This is a genomic window from Actinoallomurus acanthiterrae, from assembly GCF_054775715.1.
In genome coordinates this window covers 9,702,305-9,717,428 of record NZ_BAAHCO010000001.1, presented here as the reverse complement: position 1 = coordinate 9,717,428, position 15,124 = coordinate 9,702,305, and the positions used below count along the sequence as shown (strand labels likewise).

The 15,124-nt window shown below is 70.3% G+C and carries 17 protein-coding genes; 3 read left to right on the top strand and 14 right to left on the bottom strand.

What is annotated here, in order from left to right; all coding sequences use genetic code 11:
* Positions 1-20: 20 nt before the first annotated feature.
* Both ACYVF7_RS45785 and ACYVF7_RS45780 read right to left on the bottom strand, forming a co-directional pair.
* A complete protein-coding gene (locus ACYVF7_RS45785; protein WP_460352244.1) occupies positions 21-692 on the bottom strand; it encodes an endonuclease V in 672 nt (223 codons plus the stop codon).
* 104 nt (positions 693-796) lie between these two features.
* On the bottom strand, positions 797-1,708 hold the full coding sequence (locus ACYVF7_RS45780) for a cyclase family protein (RefSeq protein WP_460358475.1): 912 nt from the start codon (positions 1,706-1,708) through the stop codon (positions 797-799).
* Positions 1,709-1,733: 25 nt separating this feature from the next.
* On the opposite strand from ACYVF7_RS45780, the gene ACYVF7_RS45775 reads away from it, so the two are divergent.
* Positions 1,734-2,939, top strand: a complete 1,206-nt coding sequence (locus ACYVF7_RS45775; RefSeq protein WP_460352243.1) for a serine hydrolase domain-containing protein — start codon at positions 1,734-1,736, stop codon at positions 2,937-2,939.
* Between the two features lie 5 nt (positions 2,940-2,944).
* Here ACYVF7_RS45775 and ACYVF7_RS45770 read toward each other — a convergent pair whose 3' ends face one another.
* The 6 genes from ACYVF7_RS45770 to ACYVF7_RS45745 form a co-directional block, all read right to left on the bottom strand.
* Positions 2,945-3,676 carry an SDR family NAD(P)-dependent oxidoreductase gene (locus tag ACYVF7_RS45770; protein WP_460352241.1) on the bottom strand — a complete coding sequence of 244 codons (732 nt, stop codon included), beginning with the start codon at positions 3,674-3,676 and terminating at the stop codon, positions 2,945-2,947.
* Positions 3,677-3,684: 8 nt separating this feature from the next.
* Positions 3,685-4,305: an isochorismatase family protein gene (locus ACYVF7_RS45765; protein WP_460352239.1), complete on the bottom strand. Its 621-nt coding sequence runs from the start codon at positions 4,303-4,305 to the stop codon at positions 3,685-3,687.
* A 159-nt stretch (positions 4,306-4,464) separates the two neighbouring features.
* Positions 4,465-5,019 (bottom strand): DinB family protein, encoded by a 555-nt coding sequence (locus ACYVF7_RS45760; RefSeq protein WP_460352237.1) that lies wholly within the window; start codon positions 5,017-5,019, stop codon positions 4,465-4,467.
* Positions 5,020-5,100: 81 nt separating this feature from the next.
* On the bottom strand, positions 5,101-5,658 hold the full coding sequence (locus tag ACYVF7_RS45755; protein WP_460352235.1) for a class IV adenylate cyclase: 558 nt from the start codon (positions 5,656-5,658) through the stop codon (positions 5,101-5,103).
* A 361-nt stretch (positions 5,659-6,019) separates the two neighbouring features.
* Entirely contained in the window at positions 6,020-6,799 is a 780-nt protein-coding gene (locus ACYVF7_RS45750; RefSeq protein WP_460352233.1) for a hypothetical protein, read from the bottom strand.
* A 65-nt stretch (positions 6,800-6,864) separates the two neighbouring features.
* Positions 6,865-6,993, bottom strand: coding sequence for a hypothetical protein (locus ACYVF7_RS45745; RefSeq protein ID WP_460352232.1), 129 nt, complete (start codon positions 6,991-6,993; stop codon positions 6,865-6,867).
* A gap of 76 nt (positions 6,994-7,069) precedes the next feature.
* Here ACYVF7_RS45745 and ACYVF7_RS45740 point away from each other — a divergent pair, with 76 nt between their 5' ends.
* Positions 7,070-7,387: a hypothetical protein gene (locus tag ACYVF7_RS45740; RefSeq protein WP_460352230.1), complete on the top strand. Its 318-nt coding sequence runs from the start codon at positions 7,070-7,072 to the stop codon at positions 7,385-7,387.
* Between the two features lie 63 nt (positions 7,388-7,450).
* Here the strand turns inward: ACYVF7_RS45740 and ACYVF7_RS45735 are convergent, their stop codons facing one another.
* The 3 genes from ACYVF7_RS45735 to ACYVF7_RS45725 form a co-directional block, all read right to left on the bottom strand.
* On the bottom strand, positions 7,451-9,013 hold the full coding sequence (locus ACYVF7_RS45735; RefSeq protein WP_460352229.1) for an AMP-binding protein: 1,563 nt from the start codon (positions 9,011-9,013) through the stop codon (positions 7,451-7,453).
* A 47-nt stretch (positions 9,014-9,060) separates the two neighbouring features.
* Entirely contained in the window at positions 9,061-10,119 is a 1,059-nt protein-coding gene (locus ACYVF7_RS45730) for an LLM class flavin-dependent oxidoreductase (RefSeq protein WP_460352228.1), read from the bottom strand.
* Between the two features lie 394 nt (positions 10,120-10,513).
* Entirely contained in the window at positions 10,514-11,026 is a 513-nt protein-coding gene (locus ACYVF7_RS45725) for a MarR family winged helix-turn-helix transcriptional regulator (protein WP_460352227.1), read from the bottom strand.
* Positions 11,027-11,087: 61 nt separating this feature from the next.
* Here ACYVF7_RS45725 and ACYVF7_RS45720 point away from each other — a divergent pair, with 61 nt between their 5' ends.
* A complete protein-coding gene (locus ACYVF7_RS45720) occupies positions 11,088-12,677 on the top strand; it encodes an amidohydrolase family protein (protein WP_460352226.1) in 1,590 nt (529 codons plus the stop codon).
* On the opposite strand, the gene ACYVF7_RS45715 is transcribed toward ACYVF7_RS45720, so the two are convergent.
* The 3 genes from ACYVF7_RS45715 to ACYVF7_RS45705 form a co-directional block, all read right to left on the bottom strand.
* Positions 12,631-13,599 (bottom strand): DMT family transporter, encoded by a 969-nt coding sequence (locus tag ACYVF7_RS45715; protein ID WP_460352225.1) that lies wholly within the window; start codon positions 13,597-13,599, stop codon positions 12,631-12,633. The genes ACYVF7_RS45720 and ACYVF7_RS45715 overlap by 47 nt on opposite strands.
* Before the next feature lie 109 nt (positions 13,600-13,708).
* The gene (locus tag ACYVF7_RS45710) at positions 13,709-14,200 is read right to left on the bottom strand and encodes an Lrp/AsnC family transcriptional regulator (RefSeq protein WP_460352224.1); all 492 of its coding nucleotides are present in this window, start codon (positions 14,198-14,200) and stop codon (positions 13,709-13,711) included.
* Positions 14,201-14,321: 121 nt separating this feature from the next.
* Positions 14,322-15,116 carry an SAM-dependent methyltransferase gene (locus ACYVF7_RS45705; RefSeq protein WP_460352223.1) on the bottom strand — a complete coding sequence of 265 codons (795 nt, stop codon included), beginning with the start codon at positions 15,114-15,116 and terminating at the stop codon, positions 14,322-14,324.
* Positions 15,117-15,124 lie beyond the last annotated feature (8 nt).

The window sequence follows — 15,124 nt, the reverse complement described above, 5'->3', positions numbered from 1 at the left end:
CGCCCCGACGGCAGGTTCCGTCAGCGCCCGGCGAGCGCGCGGCGGGAGAGGCGGTCCGCGCGCCGGGTGCTCTCCGGCAGGCGGTAGCGCGGCGTGAGCCGCAGGGCCACCTCGCAGGCCGTCTCCAGGTCGGTGAGGTGACCGACGGAGACGAAGATCGGCCGTACGCCCGTCTGGGTGCGCAGCGCGCGGCCGACGACCTCGTCGCCGTCCGTCACGTTGCTCCAGGAGCCGCGGTCGGCGCCCGGCTCGTCGTACGCGCCGACCAGCCGCGTCTTGCCGATCCCGATCGCCGGCAGGCCGGTGAGCACGCCCAGATGGCAGGCGAGACCGAAGCGCTTCGGGTGCGCCAGCCCGTGACCGTCGCAGATCAGCAGGTCGGGTGTGACGCTCAGCCGGCGCAACCCCTCGATCAGCGCCGGCAGCTCGCGGAACGCGAAAAGTCCCGGCACGTACGGGAACGAGGGCCGGTCGAGGACGACCATCTCCTCGACCACCTCCAGCCCGTCCAGGTCGAGGACGACGACGGCCGCGGCGAGCCGGTCCTCCGCGTACGCGACGTCCAGCCCCGCGACGGTCCGTACGGACGCCGGGCCCGGCGCGGTGAGGTCGACGCACGTGCGCAGCCGGTCCTGGACGGCCTCGGCCTCGCGCACCGTGGTCGGCCAGGAAGGGAGATCCGGAAGTTCCACGCTCCTCCGCTCAAGTCCGGTCAACGAGCGTAAAACTATAGTTCCGTCGCCGCGAGCCCGGACGCTCACATCGTTACCGGTGACGGTGGAGAACGGCGTGGTGGTCAGAGGATCGCGACAGGGTTGATCGGGCTGGCCGTGCCGCCCTCGATGGCCAGGGGCGCGGCCACGAACAGGAAGTCCGTACGGCCCGTGGCGGCCAGCTCCTCCAGCCAGAGCATCTCGGCCAGGTGGATGCCGTGCCGCCACAGGAAGATCAGGTGGAGGTCGTCGTCGAGGCCCTCGTCGGCGAGCTGGCGCCCGTTGAGACCGCCGATCGCGGCGTTGTCGCACGCCACCATCGCCACGTCCCACTCCGCCAGCCGGCGCCCGCCGTCGGCCGACAGGCCGGGCTGCCCGGCCCAGTACGCCTCCGGCGAGTCCTGCCAGGTCAGCGGCCATCCGGTGCGGATCACGGCGATGTCCCCGGGCCGTACGTCCACGCCGCACGCCGCGAGCTCGTCGCCCGAGATCCGGTCCCCGGCGGCCAGGTGATCGACGCCCCGCAGGCGAGGGACGTCGAACAGCACGCCGCGCCCGACCACCGGACCCGCCTTGTCGATGCCGCACCGCGTCGCGCCGTACGAGCGGACCCGCCCGGCCGGATGCCCGTTGTACAGCTCGTCGCCGGCCCACATGTGGCACAGCGCGTCCATGTGCGTGGTGGTGCCGTGCGGCGTGACGACGATCGCGTCGTCGGCCATCTTCAGGCCCGCGCCGATCGGGCGGGCGCCGGCGGCGTAGTCGCCCGCGTCCACCGACATGAAGTGCTGCGGCAGCGGACGGCCGCGCAGGTGCGGAACGGTGGTCGGCGCGGGCGAGGACGTGGCGCCGCGGATCGGCAGCGACAGGCTCAGCGGCCGGCCCTCCCGCACGCAGGACGCGGCGGCCCGCACGACGTCGGGGGTGAGGAGGTTCAGCGCGCCGCGCTCGTCGTCGTCCCCCCACCGTCCCCAGTTATTAGACTCGCTCACAATTTCGTCCCCTCCAGGAGTCAGGCACATGATCGAAGGTCACTGCGATCCGGCGTTCGAAGAGGTCCGGACGGCGTTCGCCGACGGCTTCGCGCGAGGTGAGGAGTTCGGCGCCGCCGTCGCGGTCTACGTGGGCGACCGGTGCGTCGTGGACCTGTGGGGCGGGCTCGCGGACCGCCGCTCCGGCCGGCCGTGGCTGCGTGACACCCCGTGCCTGGCGTTCTCCTGCACCAAGGCCGTGACGGCCACGGCGGCGCTGCTGCTCGCAGAACGCGGCCTGTACGACCTGGAGGCCCCGGTGACGTCGTGGTGGCCGGAGTTCGGCGCGGCGGGCAAGGAGGACGCGACCGCCGAGCACCTGCTGTCGCACCAGGTGGGACTGCCCACCCTGGGCCGCGCCGTGCCGGTCGCCGAGGCCCACGACCCGGCGGCGATGGCGGCGCTGCTCGCGGCGCAGGAGCCGGAGTGGAAACCCGGCACCGCGCACGGGTACCACGCGATCACCTACGGGTGGCTGGCCGGCGAGATCGTCCGCCGCTGCTCCGGCCGTACGGTCGGGGAGTTCGTCCGCGACGAGATCGCCGGGCCGCTCGGCCTCGACCTGCACATCGGCGCACCGGACGACGTGATCGAGCGCGCCGCCCGGCTCAGCGCGGGCCGGAAGGTCGACAAGGGCGGCGCGGCGCGTAAGGGCGGGCAAAGCTCGACCGGCGAGGTGCCCATGCCCCTCAGCCCCGAGGACCCCCTCGCCAAGATGACGGCGGGGTTCCGGGACCCGAACAGCCTGCTCAACCGGACCTTCGACAACCCGAACATCAACAGCCTGCCCGGCGGCAACAACAACCCGGAGATGCTGCGGGCGGGCTGGCCCGCGCTCGGCATGGTGACCACGGCGCGGGCGCTCGCCGAGTTCTACCGCGACCTGCTGGGCGGCCGCATCGTCGGCCGTACGACGCTGCGCGACGCCGTCGTACGGCGGGTGGCCGGATCGGACCGCGTGATGTACATCGACAGCTCGTTCGGCCTCGGCTTCATGCGGCCGTCGCTGGTGTTCCTCACGCCCAGGGCGGGCTGGGACTCCGCGTTCGGGCACACGGGCCTGGGCGGCTCGATCAGCCTCGGCGACGTCGAGACGGGCCTGGCCCTCGCCTACATCCCGAACCGCATGGGCGACGAGGTTTCCGGCGGCGTCCGCGCCTACCGCCTGCTGGAGGCGGCGTACGGGAGTCTCTGACATGGTCAGCACATCGTGATGCCGCCGCTGACGGACAGGGTCTGCCCGGTGATGTAGCCGGCCCGGTCGGTGCACAGGAACGCGACGAGGCCCGCCACGTCGGCGGGCCGACCGATGCGGCGCAGCGGGATCTGCCGGGCGAGCTTCTCCAGCAGCCCGGGATGGCGTTCGGCGACCGCGTGCTGCATCGCGGTGTCGGTCGGCCCGGGGCACACCACGTTGCTGGTGACGCCCTGCCGGGCGGCCTCCCGCGCCAGGGTCTTGGCCAGCCCGAACAATCCGGCCTTCGTCGCGGCGTACGCGCCCTCGCCGCCCGACCCCGCCCGCGCGCCGTCGGAGGAGATGAAGACGAGGCGGCCCCAGTCGCGCATCCCCGGCAGCATCAGGCGGGTGAGGTACATGGGCGCCCGCAGGTTGATCTGCCACATGAGGTCCCAGGCGGCGGGGTCGCTGTCGGTGAACGGCTCGACGACGCTGATGCCCGCGTTGTGCACGAGGATGTCGGGGGAGCCGACGCGGGCCGCCAGGTCGTCGATGCTCGCCGGGTCCGCCAGGTCGACCCGTTCGGCGACCGCGTCCGGAAGGCCCGCGGCGGTCTTGCGCGCCGCGCCCTCGTCGAGATCGGCGACGATGACCCGGGCGCCCAGCGCGGCCAGGTCCGCGCAGATCGCCGTGCCGATCCCACCGGCGCCTCCGGTCACCAGCGCGGTGCGCCCGGCGAGCGACAACCCTTCCATCCGGCCTCCTAGTTCCAGGCTTTTACGAGTTCGTCCGCGGTGACGCGGGCGGCGAGCAGGCCGACCGTGTGGGTCAGGACCGCGTCGGCGTACTCGGCGGGGACGCCCGCCATCGCGTCGGTGACGGCCACGACGCGGTAGCCGAGGTTCACGGCCTCCAGGCACAGGCCAGGCACGCCGAGGTTGAGGGACACCCCGGTGGCGACGACGGTACGGACGCCGAGGGAGCGCAGTGTCTGGTCCAGCGAGGTCCCGGTGAACGGCGAGAAGCCGTGGTATCGGCGCGACTCCAGGTCCGCCGGATCGGACACCTCCGGGACGACCTCGATCGCCGGCGTCCCCTCGAGCATGTGCGCCGGGTTCCGCAGGAGCCTCCGGATGAACGGGGCGTTGTCGGTGTGGCTGCCCGCCCGGTCGGCCCGGAACGCCGCGGTGCACTGCACGACCGGGACACCAGCGGCCCGGGCGGCGGCCGCGACCCGGGCGGTGTTGCGGATGACGTCGCGTTTCGCGCAGGCCTCGGCGAGCTCCGGAAAACCGGTGAGATCGCCCACCACGCCGCGCTGCATCTCCATCACCAGGACGACGGTGTGCCGCGGGCCCGCGAGGTCCGCCAGGGTGATCGGCATGCCGCAACGATAAGCGAGCGAGCACTTGCTTGGGTAGTCCGTGATCGATCATGGCTGGCGCACGGCGCACGGCGCACGGCGCACGGCGCACGGCGCACGGCGCACGGCGCACGGCGGTCGCGCCCGCACCGCGCACGCCGCGCATGCCGGTTCCCTCGCTCAGATCCCCCTCGCCCCGTCGGTGCGTTCGCGAAGCAGGTCGGCGTGGCCGTTGTGCCGGGCGTACTCCTCGATCATGTGGATGAGCACCCAGCGCAGCGAGACCCGCCCGCGCCAGGCGTCGTGGCCCTCGACGTCGAGGTGCGGCGCTTCGGCGACGTAGGCGTCGGCGAAGGCGACCTCCTCCCGCCACGCCCGCCAGGCGCCGGCGATCACTTCGGGGTCCGGCGTGGCGCCGTCGAAGTCGCCGTCGGGGTCCTCGGCGGAGGAGAAGCGGGCCGGCGCGTTCTGGCCGGCCAGGACCGTCCTGAACCAGCGGCGCTCGACGTCGGCGAGGTGCCGCACCAGGCCGAGCAGCGACAGCGTGGAGGGCTCCACCGCTCGCCGGGCCAGTTCGGCGTTCAGGCCCGCGCATTTCAGCTCCAGCGTGGCCCGCTGCGCGGCGAGGACGTCGGCGAGCATCGTCCGCTCGGCGCCGACGGCGGGGAAGGTGAAGCGGCCGTCCTCGTCGCCGCCGAGGATCTCGCTTCTTCTGCGGCGGCTCGTCGTGTCCACGTCCTGAGGGCCCTTCTGCTCCTTGGTTCCTCCGCAACCATAGTGGGCAATTGCCCATTACTCGAATGCGGCACGGCCTCTCTAGCGTTCCCGGCCGAGGAGCATGTGGGGGTAGCCCCGATTGATCCGGTCGCCGAGGCTCACATCGAGTCCGTCGATGAACTCTTGGAGACGTGTGATGGCCTCCTCGACGCTCTCGGCTTCGCCTTTGAACTCGAACTCGACGAAGTGTCCGGCGTCGGCCACGGTGTCGAACGCGACGGCGGCCTCACCCGGGATGGCCCATTCCTCGCGGGTCTTGTCCACGATGACCAGCTTCGTGAAGTCGAGGGCGAGCAGCGTCCGGCGCAGTGCTTCGACGTCCTCGACGGGTGTCTCGTACTCGTCGCAGTGCGTCTTGATCTCGGCGTCCTCGGGGAGCCACCGCTTGTAGTTGACCGAGGCTCCGGTGTCGGTCTCGCGGAGGCGCAGCCACTCGGAGACCACGAGGGGGGCGAGGAAGTCGCGGTGTGGGGCGTTGTAGTAGGTGTCTACCTGCCGGACGGCCGGGCCGCGCTTGGCGCCGCGTTCCTCTAGCTCCTGCTTGAGCTTGTCCGGCTCGGAAAGCGCGAACTTCTGCTCGACCTCGATGTACTTCACTGTCGCTCTCTCCTCGATGGTGGTGAGCCCGTCGCAGTGGGCAGCCTAGGGACGGCGGGTCATGAGGTGTGGCGCTTCGTCATCCGGGCGGCGAACGCGTCGCGAAGCGGGGCGAGCGCTCGTTGGTCGACTTGATCATCTGTAGCCGCGGGTCAGTCGCGCAGCTGCCTTTCGTTGAGTACGTCGACTAGTTCGGTGATCTGTACTCGAAGAAAATGGATTTGTGTGGACCCGGCCATCCGGAAGCCGTCGGCTGATTCATAGAGCAACGGCGTATGCATCCGCCAGGAGCCGGGCCTCCAGCGCAAAGTCACCCGGGTGGATGTTCGGCGTCGACTCGATACTCACGATGACCTCCATTTCATTCGCTGCGATATTTCGCCCACAGTTGGGCCGCCTCCGTGATGCCTCGTGTCCATGAGTCCGGCGAGTCATCCGCGATCCTTGCCCACATGTCCGCCTGAACCTGAGCGAAGACGTCAAGCGCTTCCCTAGGGGCGGTGTTCCATGATGGAATTCTCGAGGCCCATACTTCAGCGCTCTGAGGGTCGTGGCCACCGGCAATGAGCCATACCGTCCAGCATGCTGGGTCGATCCATCCAGCACCTTTGGTGGGCCAAGCCCAGTCGACGAGGTAAGCGCGACCATCCTTGATAAGGACATTCCCTTGCGTCCAGTCCGTGTGAAGAAGTTGGTCACCGGCGAACAGTTCGGACCTGTTGGTGTAGGCCGCCCAGCGTTGTTCGGCTTGCTTCATTTCGATGTCGGGGCAGGAGACCTCTTGGAGTCGGCGGAGCATCCGTACGATCGCGGGAAGATCCACTGATGTCGGAGCGTAATCGACGTGCCGACCTGATATGAGCTCGAATCCGAGCAGGTTCCAGCCGCCGTCTTCGGCAGTCCAGCAGAGGCGGGGCGATATCCCGGTGACGAAAGGGTTGACGGCGCGTTCGCGGGCCTGCGTCCAGGCGCGAGGATGGTCCTGACGAAGTCCCTTAACGAAAAAAGTCTCGTCCTGGGTCTGTACTATGACCGCGATTTCAGAATTGAACCCTTCGTTCACCTGCTTTACGGTGTGAATCGGGCCGATCTGCTGCTCGATGAACGGCCGAGCCTCTTCCCAGCCGATTCTCGTTGTCATGGCGGCACCTTACTGAGGTGGTCCCGGGGCGGTCCCAGATATCGGGAGCCGCCCCGGTAGATCGTTTACTTGTACGGGTTGTCGTCACCGCAGCCGAGCATGACGGTAGCGCTGGCGATGTCGTCCAGGTCGGCGATCGGGACGGCCTCCTCGTCCGTCGGCTTCTTCCGGATCTGTACGGGCACAGGTGACATGGTTCACCTCCTCTCCTGGTGCTGGCAGTACGCGCCCAGCGGGGCGCTGGCACGCCGGTACAGGGTGACGAGGGGCATGCAAGTACTACAGTTCTTGCTGAGGGCGCAGCCGGTGCATCCGCCTTGGCGGCGAAGGAGACCGTCGGCGATCACGGCCGTATCTTCCGGGAAGCGTGGATCACCGGAGTGCGCAAGCACTATCCAGGCGATCCCAAACCCGGATACGTCGTCTCGAGAACAAAAGGGCCGCTTTGTCGCGCTGTGCTGGATCGCCCAGATTTACAAGCACATCCCCGAACCGAAATCATCCTACGTCGCGGATTGGGACGCGCTTCCGGAATGGCAGCAAAAGACTGACATCGATATCTTCGAAGAGATCGAAAATCACGCTTGACTGGTCCGAGCGGGGAGCCGCGCCCGGCGAGTGACGAATCGCCGTCGCCCGGGGGCGGCTGCGTCACATGCCGGGGTAGCCGCCTCCGCCGTACGCCGCGTCGAGGGCGTCGTAGTCGGGCGTGTAGCCCTTCTTCGGGATGAACTCGGCGAATTCGATGTGGCGCGGCTTCTTGTACGAGGCGATCTGGTTGCGCACGTGCTCGACGACCTCCTCGGGCGTCAGCGACGCGCCCTCCTTCCGGACGATGATCGCCTTGACGTTCTGGCCCCATTCGGGGTCCGGCACGCCGATCACGGCCGCGTCGGTGACGGCCTCGTGCGACTTGAGGGCGCGTTCGACCTCGGCGGGGTAGATGTTCTCGTTGGCCGACTTGATCATCCGTAGCCGCGGGCCGATGAACGTGAGGGTGCCGTCCGGTTCCCGGCGGCCGAGGTCACCGGTGTGGTGCCAGCCGCCCGCCGTCTTGGCCGCGTTCAGCTCCGGCCGGTTCCAGTAGCCGCTGAACACGCCGGCACCGCGGGCGCAGATCTCGCCGGTCTCGCCGGGCGGCACCTCGTCCCCGGCCGGGTCGAGGATCCGTACGTGGGCGAGCGGGGAGGGCCGGCGTACCCCTGCCCGCCGGGGGCCAGCCCCAGGAAGGTGAGCATGCCGCCGACCTCGGTCTGCCCATAGCCGCCCATCTTCGACGCGCACCAGGGACTGTCGTCGACGGTGATCATGGCGTCCCACTCGGGGGAGTGGGAGACGAAGCGCAGCGACGACAGGTCGTACGTGCCTCCGGAGTTCGCCTCGACGAGCTGGTCGATCATCGGTCCGAACAGGAACGCCTGCGTGCACCGCTCGGCCTCGATCAGCCGGGCAGACCTCCTTCGCGTCGTACGCGGGCGTGAAGACGTTCGTGCCGCCGAGCTGGAACGTGGCCAGGCAGAACATCATGGTGCCGACGTGGAAGAGCGGCCCGCAGTCGAGGTAGGTGAACCCGTCCTCCATCTGCCGGATGTGCAGGATCGCCATCGAGTGCGCGATCAGCGCCGAGTGGCTCAGCAGCGCCGCCGCCGGCCGCCCGTCGAACGCCGCCGTGTAGAGGGCGAGCACAGGGCGGTCGGGCGTGACCTCCACGGCCGGCTCCGCCGGCGCCCCGGCCGCGAGGTATGCCTCGTACTCCTCGCCGGCGGCGATCCAGCGGGCCCCCGCGCCGGTCCGGGCACCCGCCTGCCCGGCGGCCTCGGTCCGGGTGCGCGCCTGCCCGGCCGTCTCGGTCCGGGAACGCGCCTGCGCGGCCGCCTCGGACTCCTCGAAGACGACGATGGCGGGCCGCAGGTCGTCGAGGACGAACGTCAGCTCGTCGGCGCTCTGCCGCCAGTTGGCCGGGCAGCAGATCGCGCCGAGCCGGGCGCAGGCCAGCAGCAGCTCGAGGATCCGGAAGGAGTTGCGTCCGAGCCACAGCACGCGCTCGCCCGGGGCGACCCCGTCGGCGGCCAGCGCGGCGGCGAGCCGGTTCACCCGCTCGTCCAGCTGCGGGTAGGTCAGGCGCACGTCCGCGTCCACGACCGCCAGGCCGTGGGGCCGGCCGCGCCGATGCTCGCCGAGAACGTCGCCGAGGGTCACCCCGTGTACGGACATCGCGTCCTGCCTTCCAACTCGTCGGGTCTATCCGTCTGCGCGCGGGGTCACCGGAAGGCGGGCATCACTTCGGCGGCGAAGAAGCGCAGGACCTTCTTCATGTCCTCGATCGGTACGGGCCGGGTGCTGCCGAAGTCGCACAGCAGGTTGCTGAACCCGAACTCCTCGATCATCTTGATCTGGTTGATGACGCGGTCGGGGTCGCCGATGACCTCCAGCTGCTCCCAGCGGAAGTCGGCGCCGACCTCGCCGCCCTTGAGGTAGCGGTCCTGCCAGTACTCGAAGCCCTTGGCGACCTGGCCGGTCCGGGAGTCGATCGGCGCGCTCTGCCGGTTGAAGATGCGCGACCGGTCGAAGGAGCTCTCGAAGCGCGCCTGGTCGGCGCGGGCCTGTTCGACGGTCGGCGCGACGTACACCGACCGGCTGGCCACGAGCTCGATCCCGTCGGTGTCGACGCCGTTGACCCGGGCCGTCTCGTGCCAGGTCTCCGCCGCCTTGGCGATCTTCTTGAACGGCGCGGCGGGGTCGGCGAGGATCGGCAGCCCGCGCGCGGCGTACATCTCGACGGTCTCGGGGCTGACCGCGGCCACGTGCAGGGGCGGGTGCGGCTGTTGCACCGGTCGCGGCATGAGGGTGACCTCGTTGCCCGTGCCGTAGAACTTGCCCTGGAAGTGCACGTTCTCCTGGGTCCACAGGGCGGTGATCATGTCGAGGGCCTCGTTGAAGCGTTCCCGGGCCTCGCCCAGGTCGATGCCGAAGCTCTCGAACTCGACGCTCTGGTAGCCGCGGCCGATGCCCATCTCCAGCCGGCCGCCGGACAGCAGGTCGACCATTGCCGCCTCCTCGGCGACGTGGACCGGGTTGTGCAGCGGGAGCACGACGATCCCCGTGCCGAGGCGGAGCCGATCGGTCCGCGCGGCGAGGTACGACAGCAGTGTGAAGATGTTCGGGACGAGGCCGTAGTCGCGGAAGTGGTGCTCGGCCACCCAGATCCCGTCGAACCCGAGTTCTTCGCAGAGCTCGGCGATCTCGAGCTGGTAGTCGTACACCTCCTGGACGGTCTGTCCTTCGAATCGGTGAAAGAGGTGGAAGGTGGAGAACTTCATGGTGAATAGGGCTCCTTCTTCCGTGCGACCGCGTACCGTCGTACCAAGCGCTCGCTTGGTAGCGTAGCAGGCATATCGCCTGTGATGGAGCCCTCTCCGGGGTCGGCTATCCGGGGCGGCGTTGCCGGATACCTGCGGTGAAATGCCGCATACATGTAGTGATGACTACAAAATATGTCAAAAGACGTATTTGCGTGCAGTGATCGTTTCCCTAGCCTCTAAGCGGGAGCGGCGACCGCGATCAGTCCGGGGGAAGGAGGCTGCGATGGGCGGCGTGTCCTGGGCCTGAGGGGCTCCGCGGAGAGGGCGGCCGGGGTATCCCGGTCGCCCTCCTGCTTGATGGCGCTCGCTCGGCGAGCGTGGTTCGCGGCGCCCAGCGCGCCGCTCGCGCTGGTCAGGGGGTGTTCGGCGCGTCGTCGCCGAAGGTGAGGAGCACCTCGCGCATGAGGTCCGCCAGGGCCCGCCCGGTCTCCTCGGGGATGCGCTCGAACAGCGCCTCGTGCGCCCCGCCGGTGGCGGCGACGATCCGGTCCGTCAGCTCCAGTCCCTCCGGAGTGAGGCACACCCACGAACTGCGTCGGTCGTCCGGGTCCGGCTCGCGGCGCACCAGGCCCGCTGCGCTGAGGCGCTGGAGGATGTTGCTGGTGCCGCCGGTCGTCAGCATGGATGACTCCGCCAGCCGACCGGGCTTCAGGCGATACGGACCGCCGGACCGCCGGAGCGTCGCGAGCACGTCGAACTCCGCGTACGTGACGCCGAAGCCCTCCAGGGCCCGCTGACTCGCCTCCGCGACGAAGGCGTTCAGCCGCCCGATCCGTTTGATCAGCTCGAGGGTCAGCGTGGCGATCTCGGGTCGCTCTGCCCGCCAGGCAGCGAGCATCGCGTCCACGCGATCAGGGCGTTCCATGGGCTTGAGCGTAGTACCTCATCCTGATAGCTTTCAAAAAAGCTTTCTGGAAAGGGAACTTATGTCGCGCATTCTGATCAAGGGCGGGCTCGTCGTCGACACCGACCCCACGCCGCACGCCACCCCCGCGACCGACCTGCTCGTCGAGGACGACGTGATCGCCGCGGTCGGCCCGGACCTGCCCGCCGAGGGCGCCGAGGTCATCGACGCACGGCACCACCTCGTGCTCCCCGGCTTCGTCGACACCCACCGGCACACCTGGCAGAGCGTGCTCCGGTCCACCGCCCCGTACGCCTCTCTCGGTGAGTACCTCGAGGCGATCGTGTACGGGGCCGCACCCCGGTTCCGGCCCGAGGACGTCTACGCCGGCGACCTCGCGGGAGCCCTGGAATGCCTCAACGCGGGGATCACCACACTGCTGGACTGGTCCCACATCCAGCGCTCGCCCGAGCACACCGACGCGGCCCTCGACGCGCTGCGCGAATCCGGCATCCGCGCCGTCTTCGGCTACGCCCACCCCGCGCCGGACGAACGCCGGCCCGACGAGGTGCGCCGCGTCCGCGACGCCGTCGGCGGCCGGGTCACGACGACGCTCGCCGCCTGGGGCCCGGGCATCGGGAGCATAGAGGACGCCGAGGCCGACTGGTGTCTCGCCCGCGACCTGGGCCTGCGGATCAGCGTCCACGTCAACGGCCCTGGGCCGATCGCGCGGCTGTGCGACCGCGGCCTGCTCGGCCCGGACACCACGTACATCCACGTCAACGGCGTCACCGACGACGAGTTCAAGCTGATGGCCGACAGCGGCGGCACCGCCTCGGTGGCCCCGATCCTGGAGGAGCAGATGCGGCTGGGGCGCCCGGAGATCGACCGCCTGCGCGCCTTCGGCGTCCGGACCAGCCTCGGCGCCGACGCCGTCACCAGCGTCGGCGGGGACATGTTCGGCCTCATGCGCGCGGCGTTCGCCTTCGGGAGGGCCGGGGACCCGGCGATCTCGGCGGCGGACGTGCTCCGGATGGCCACGATCGACGGCGCCGCCGCCCTCGGCCTCGAGGACCGCATCGGGTCGCTGCGCCCCGGCAAGCAGGCGGACCTCCTGCTCCTCCGGACGGACACCCCCAACCTCGTACCGCTCCGGGACCCGATCACCGCGGCGGTGACCGCGGCGGACCTGAGCAACGTCGACACCGTCCTGGTCGCCGGTGAGGTCGTCAAGCGGGCCGGCTGGTGCGTGCCGATCTCCAGCGCGCCTTCGACCTGGCCGAACGCACGGCGACGCACCTGGAGGGGTGAAGGCCCCTGCGGTGAGCCCTTCTCGTATCGTCTCCTGCGAAGCATCGATCAAGGAGGCGACATGGCCGGATTCCGGCACGTGGTGATATTCCGCTGGAACGAGAACGCGACGGACGAGCGGAAGCGGGCGATGGTGGACCGGCTGAACGCCCTGCCCGGAGCCATCCCCGAGATCGCGGCCTACCACGTGGGCGATGACGCCGGGATGAACCCCGGCAACTTCGACTTCGCCGTGGTCGCCGACTTCGCCGACCGGGACGCCTACCTCGTCTACCGTGACCACCCGGTGCACCGCGCGGTCATCGACGAGTACATCAAGCCGATTCTCGCCGAACGCGCCGCCGTTCAGTACGAACTGTGACGGGCTGAACGTCCGTGGCCCCTTCCGTGCGCTTCGCGCGCCGGGAGGGGCGCCCGGGGAGCGAGACGACGGCCAGCCCGCCGAGCAGCAGCACGGAGCCGGCCGCCACCGGCACGGACATCCGCTCTCCCAGGAACACCATGGCCAGCACCGTGGCGACGAGCGGCTCGGCCAGGGAGAGCGTGCCCGCGGTCGACGCGGCGACCCGGCGCAGCCCGGCGACGAAGAACGAGTACGCCAGCGCGGCGGTCACCGGCCCCAGCCAGCCGACGAGCAGCAGCGAGCGCGCCGTGCCGAGGTCCGGCAGCCGCGACAGCGTCCAGGGCGCCAGGAAGGTGCCGCCGATGAGGAGGGTCACCGCCACGGCCGCCGTCATGTTCACGCCGTCGCCGGTGAGCCGTTTGGCCGACACGGTGTACACGCCGAAGCAGCAGCCGCTCACGACGCCGAACAGCACGCCGTACGGGTCGACGTGGATCGGCCCGTCCGGCGTCATCACCAGGGCGCAGCCGACGATGGCGGTGGCGGTGCCGATCGCCCACGCTCGCGTCAGCCGGGTGCCGAGCGCGATCCGCTCGACGAGGCCGGTGCTGACCGGGGCGATCCCGAACGCGACCGCGGTGGCCACCGCCGCGCCGGTCCGGTCGACCGAGGTCATGAAAGACGCCTGAAAGATCCCCGTGGCGCACGAGGCCGCCAGCAGGGGAGGCCACGACGGCCGCGTGAGCGTACGGAACGCGCCCGGGCGCGTCAGCAGGACCGCGACGGCCAGCACCATGCCGCCCGTCAGGATTCGCGAGCCGCCCAGCGCCACGGGCCCGGCCGACGAGTCGGCGAACACCTGCGCGGGACCCACCGTCCCCCAGAGGACTCCGGCCGCGAGCACCAGGGCCACGCCGGAGAGGTCATTTCGTTGATCCATGCCCTCGACGCTAGGAGAACATGCGGCCAGCGGAACATCTGGCCGACGATCGTTCGGACCAGCGGCTGCGGAGCACCGTTCGTTCGGTCGGATGTCGGCTCGCGGCGGTTCAGGCGTAGGGGCTTCGGCGATACCGGTCTTCGGACACCGGAAGTTCGGACTGCTCCACCGGCTGGACGTAGTCGAAGACGACTGTCGTCCGCACGTCGACGAACTCCTTGCGCCGGGCCAGCCGGTCGAGCACGAAGTCGCGCAGGTAGGTGGTGCTCGGGACCGCGACGTGGACCAGGATGTCCTCGTTGCCGGTCACCACGAACACGCCGAGCGTCTCGGGCAGCGCGGCCATGCTGTCGCGGGTGTTCTCGATCGCCTCGCGGGACTGCGGACGGATCCGGATCGAGATCAGCGCCTGCACGCTGCGGTCCAGCGTCGCCGGGTCCACCGCCGCGTGGAAGCCGGTGATCACGCCCCGCGCGCGGAGCGCCCGCGTCCGCTCCAGCGCGGTCGACGGCGCGATCCCCACCGCCTCGGCCAGCTCCCGGTTCGTCTGCCGGCCGTCCCGCTGCAGCCGGCGCAGGATCGCCTGGTCCACCGCGTCCATCGCAGATCTCCGTTCGTCCGCCACGAGCCGAACACCGTACGCGCCGCGTCGGCTCATCGCCCTCTTCGCCGAATTTTATTCGACGAGCGAACCCGGCGAGAGCGATGCCCTCAGGGGCGGCTCACGAGGCCGGCTTGCGGGCGACGCCCGCCAGGCCGCCGGCGATCTCCGGCCCGTCGGCGCGCCAGGTGGCCATGTTCGCCAGTCCGGGGGAGACGAGCTCGAAACCCCGGAGGAATCGCTCGATCTCGGCGCGCGTGCGCGGGACCAGGGGCGTCGTGGCGTTCTTGTAGGCCGCGGTGACCTTCTCGGCGCTCTCGGGGTCGACTCCGTCGCTGCACGCGGCGGAGAGCGCGAGGTGGCTCCCAGGCGCGATGCGGTCCCGGAACCGCGCGACGATCCCCGCCGGGTCCTCCTCGTCGGTGACGAAGTGCAGCACGTCGATGAAGAGGATGCCGACCGGCTCGGCGAAGTCGATGACGCCCTTGTCCTCGATCCGGGACAGGACGGTGTCGGGGTCGCGGATGTCCGCCTCGATGACGGCGACGCCGCCCCCGTCGGCGCGGAGCGCCCTGCTGTGGGCGGCGACGATGGGGTCGTGGTCCACGTAAAGGACGCAGGCGTCCGGGTGGACCTCACGGGCGATCTCGTGGACGTTCGGCGAGGTCGGGATTCCGGCGCCCAGGTCGACGAACTGCCGCACGCCCTGTTCGGCGATGAACCGCACGGCCCGGGTCAGGAAGCCGCGATTGGCCTTCACCAGCTCGCGCAGATCGGGGAACGCGGCGAAGATGCGCTCTGCGGTCTCCCGGTCGACGGCGTAATTGTCCTTGCCGCCGAGCGCGTAGTCGTACATCCGCGCCGAGCTCGGGATGGTCACGTCGAAAGAGGGAGGGGTCGCCTCGTCGCCTGCCACGGCAGACA

What these genes read in the sequence shown, in the direction of transcription:
- ACYVF7_RS45775 (WP_460352243.1), top strand. Translation starts at nt 1,734, where the DNA reads ATGATCGAAGGTCACTGCGATCCGGCGTTCGAAGAGGTCCGGACGGCG.
- ACYVF7_RS45770 (WP_460352241.1), bottom strand. Translation starts at nt 3,676, where the DNA reads ATGGAAGGGTTGTCGCTCGCCGGGCGCACCGCGCTGGTGACCGGAGGC.
- ACYVF7_RS45765 (WP_460352239.1), bottom strand. Translation starts at nt 4,305, where the DNA reads ATGCCGATCACCCTGGCGGACCTCGCGGGCCCGCGGCACACCGTCGTC.
- ACYVF7_RS45750 (WP_460352233.1), bottom strand. Translation starts at nt 6,799, where the DNA reads ATGACAACGAGAATCGGCTGGGAAGAGGCTCGGCCGTTCATCGAGCAG.
- ACYVF7_RS45745 (WP_460352232.1), bottom strand. Translation starts at nt 6,993, where the DNA reads ATGTCACCTGTGCCCGTACAGATCCGGAAGAAGCCGACGGACGAGGAG.
- ACYVF7_RS45740 (WP_460352230.1), top strand. Translation starts at nt 7,070, where the DNA reads ATGCAAGTACTACAGTTCTTGCTGAGGGCGCAGCCGGTGCATCCGCCT.
- ACYVF7_RS45735 (WP_460352229.1), bottom strand. Translation starts at nt 9,013, where the DNA reads ATGTCCGTACACGGGGTGACCCTCGGCGACGTTCTCGGCGAGCATCGG.
- ACYVF7_RS45730 (WP_460352228.1), bottom strand. Translation starts at nt 10,119, where the DNA reads ATGAAGTTCTCCACCTTCCACCTCTTTCACCGATTCGAAGGACAGACC.
- ACYVF7_RS45725 (WP_460352227.1), bottom strand. Translation starts at nt 11,026, where the DNA reads ATGGAACGCCCTGATCGCGTGGACGCGATGCTCGCTGCCTGGCGGGCA.
- ACYVF7_RS45720 (WP_460352226.1), top strand. Translation starts at nt 11,088, where the DNA reads ATGTCGCGCATTCTGATCAAGGGCGGGCTCGTCGTCGACACCGACCCC.
- ACYVF7_RS45715 (WP_460352225.1), bottom strand. Translation starts at nt 13,599, where the DNA reads ATGGATCAACGAAATGACCTCTCCGGCGTGGCCCTGGTGCTCGCGGCC.
- ACYVF7_RS45710 (WP_460352224.1), bottom strand. Translation starts at nt 14,200, where the DNA reads ATGGACGCGGTGGACCAGGCGATCCTGCGCCGGCTGCAGCGGGACGGC.